At 72.3% G+C, this 3200-nt stretch carries 2 protein-coding genes; both read right to left on the reverse strand.

Annotated features, from left to right (window positions below):
- Window positions 1-163: 163 nt before the first annotated feature.
- On the reverse strand, window positions 164-619 hold the full coding sequence (locus ABT008_RS11980; protein WP_350695865.1) for a DUF4383 domain-containing protein: 456 nt from the start codon (window positions 617-619) through the stop codon (window positions 164-166).
- Window positions 620-736: 117 nt separating this feature from the next.
- Window positions 737-2539 (reverse strand): ABC-F family ATP-binding cassette domain-containing protein, encoded by a 1803-nt coding sequence (locus ABT008_RS11985; RefSeq protein ID WP_350695866.1) that lies wholly within the window; start codon window positions 2537-2539, stop codon window positions 737-739.
- Window positions 2540-3200: the final 661 nt, after the last annotated feature.

The raw sequence follows: 3200 nt of genomic DNA on the forward strand, positions 1-3200 counted from the left end.
CGGCGGTGCGGGCGGCCCGGCTGGCCTTGGCCGCGAGGTAGTCGGCGTTGGCCGGGGAGAGGAAGACACCGGTGGGATCAAGCCTGACCGCCCGTAGCGGGTCGGGCTCCGGCGAAAACCACCACCGCAACCCCGACGAAAACCCACCACCGCAGCCGGAAGATCAGAGCACCAGCCGAGCCTTCTGCCACGCCTCGTGCTCGTCGTCGCTGCCGACCTTGCCGTACATGCCGGCCATCAGCAGCACCAGGCTGAGCACCATCAGCACGACGATGCTGGAAACGCTCATGTTGAAGACGTTGGCCTCGGTGCGGATGAAGGCGAGCCCGCCGAGGCTGACCACCATGATCACGTACGCGGTCCACTGGTTGATCAGCACGTCGAGGTTGCGACCGATCACCGTGCCGAACAGGACGAGGCCGCCGACCACCAGGCAGAAGATCGAGAAGCCGAGGTTGGTGCCCTGCCCCAGGACCCGGGTGTCGCTCAGCCCGAAGGCCGGCTCACCGGTGCTGCCGACGAGTCCGAGCACACCGAAGACCACCAGGTACAGACCGGTCAGCCCGCCGATCGCCCGGTAGATCGGCCGCGCGGGGTGGTTGACGGGAGTGTGCGCCATGTCTGTGTCTCCAACGCCGTTGGGTGAGGGGTCGACGGCGATTCTCCCGTACCCGGCCGTGTGACGCCGCACACGGGGTCCCCCGAGGGTCGCAGGTCGGGGCGGGCGGGCGGGCGGTCAGCCGGCGGGGATCTCCTCGGCCAGGGCGAGCCAGGCCTCCTCGACCTGCTCGCGTTCCGCGCGAACCTGGCCCAGTTGGGCGTCCAGCTCGGCAACCCTGGTGTAGTCGGTGGCGTTGGCGGCGAGCTGGTCGAGCAGCGCCGCCTCCTTCTGTTCCAGCTTGCCGACCTGTCGTTCGAGGCGGGTCAGCTCCTTACGCGCCTGCCGGGCCTCGGCCGCGCTCATCCCCCCACCGCCGTCGGTGGGCGCGGCGGCGGAGGGCGTGACGCTGCGCCCCGGGCCCGGCCGGTCGGCGGTACGCGCCAGGTACTCCTCGACGCCGCCGGGCAGGTGCACCAGCCGGCCGTCGCCGAACATGCCGTACGTGGAGTCGGCGACCCGCTCGATGAGGTAGCGGTCGTGGCTGGCCACCACGATGGTGCCGGGCCAGGAGTCAAGCAGGTCCTCCAGCGCGGCCAGGGTGTCGGTGTCGAGGTCGTTGGTGGGCTCGTCGAACAGCAGCACGTTCGGTTCGGCGGCGAGCAGGCGGAGCATCTGGAGCCGCCGCCGTTCCCCGCCGGAGAGGTCACCGACCGGGGTCCAGAGCCGCCGGTCGTCGAAGCCGAACACCTCGGCGAGCTGCGCGGCGGAGATCTCCCGGTCGCCGAGGCGTACCCGTCGGGCGACCTCTTCGACGGCTTCCAGGACCCGCAGTTCGCTGGGGAGTTCGGCGAGTTCCTGGGAGAGGAAGGCGGGTCGTACCGTGGAGCCGGTGACCAGCCGCCCGCCGTCGGGGTGGGTGATGCCGGCGAGCATCCGCAGCAGGGTGGTCTTGCCGGCGCCGTTGGCACCGAGGATCGCGACCCGGTCGCCGGGGCCGACCTGCCAGGTGGCGTCCGTCAGGATGGTCTTGGGACCGGCGTGCAGGCGGACGCCCTCCAGGTCGTACACCTGCTTGCCGAGCCGGGCGGTGGCCAGCCGTTGCAGCGACATGGTGTCGCGCGCCGGCGGCACGTCGGCGATGAGCGCGTTGGCGGCGTCGATGCGGAACTTCGGCTTGGAGGTCCGGGCCGGCGGGCCCCGGCGCAGCCAGGCGATCTCCTTGCGGAGCAGGTTCTGCCGCCGGGCCTCGGTGGCGGCGGCGATCCGTTCGCGTTCGGCCCGGGCGAGGATCCAGGCGGCGTATCCACCCTCGTAGGCCCGGACGGTCTGGTCGGCGACCTCCCAGGTCTGGGTGCAGACCGCGTCGAGGAACCAGCGGTCGTGGGTGACCACGACCAGGGCGCCCTTGCGGCCGAGCAGGTGGTGGGCCAGCCAGTCGACGCCGCCGACGTCGAGGTGGTTGGTGGGCTCGTCGAGGATCAGCAGGTCGGCGTCGCGGACCAGCAGTGCGGCCAGCGCCACCCGACGGCGCTCGCCGCCGGACATCGGCCCGACCGGGGCGTCGAGGCCCAGGTGCGGCATGCCGAGCCCGTCGAGGATGGCGCGTACGCCCGCGTCACCGGCCCACTCGTGTTCGGCGCCCATGCTCTCGGCGAGCCACTCGGTGCCCAGGACGACGTCCCGGACGGTGGCCTCAGGGCTGAGGGTGAGGTTCTGCGGCAACCAGGCGACCCGCAGGTCACGGCGGTGGGTGACGCGCCCGTCGTCGGGTTCCTCGGTCCGGGTGAGCAGCCGCAGCAGCGTCGACTTGCCGGCGCCGTTGAGCCCGACCACACCGATCCGGTCGGCGTCGTCCAGACCGAGCGAGACGTCGGTGAGCAGCGGCCCGGCGGCGCCGTAGCCCTTGGACACCCGGTCGAGGTTGACGATGTTGGCCACGAACCCACCTTTCATGATCAAGGCGTCCCGGTGCCGGCGGGCACCTGGGGACGCCTGGCCTTCCAGGGTACGCGGAACACCGTCACCCCTCGGCGCCCGCCCGACGGGGCCTGCCATCCGCCCGGCCCGCCCTGCCTCGCCGCACCGCCCCGCCCTGCCTTACCGCACCGCCCCGCCCTGCCTTACCGCACCGACCCGCCCTGCCTCGCCGCACCGACCCGCCGACGCTCGCCCTCATCCCCTCGCGCACTTGACCAGGTGCCGGCTCTCGCACCGAAGGCGCCAGCCCCCGCCCACTCCGCCGCGCTTCCCCCACCCCGGCGCGCCGGGACCCGACCTCCGGTCGACTGCCTGTCGAGCTGATCCGTCTGTGCTATCGCCACCCGGCGTCGCCCGGACCACGAGATCATCCGGCCGACTCAGCGCAAACATCGAGCGCGAACATCCAGCGCGGACATGCCAGCGCGGACCTTGACGCGGGGACGCCACGACGCAGGGCGGCAGTCTCCCAAGCGCGATCCGTTCCCGCCTCCAGGTCGGCAGCGACCGCGATCGGCAACGGCCCGGCGACACACCCCGAACGCGATCCGTTTCCGCCATCAGCTCGACAGGGACCGCGCCCGGCCACGACCCCACGCCACACCCCGAACACGAACCGTAC

The sequence above is a fragment of the Micromonospora sp. NPDC002389 genome, assembly GCF_040296095.1.
In the GTDB taxonomy this organism is placed as follows: Bacteria; Actinomycetota; Actinomycetes; order Mycobacteriales; family Micromonosporaceae; genus Micromonospora.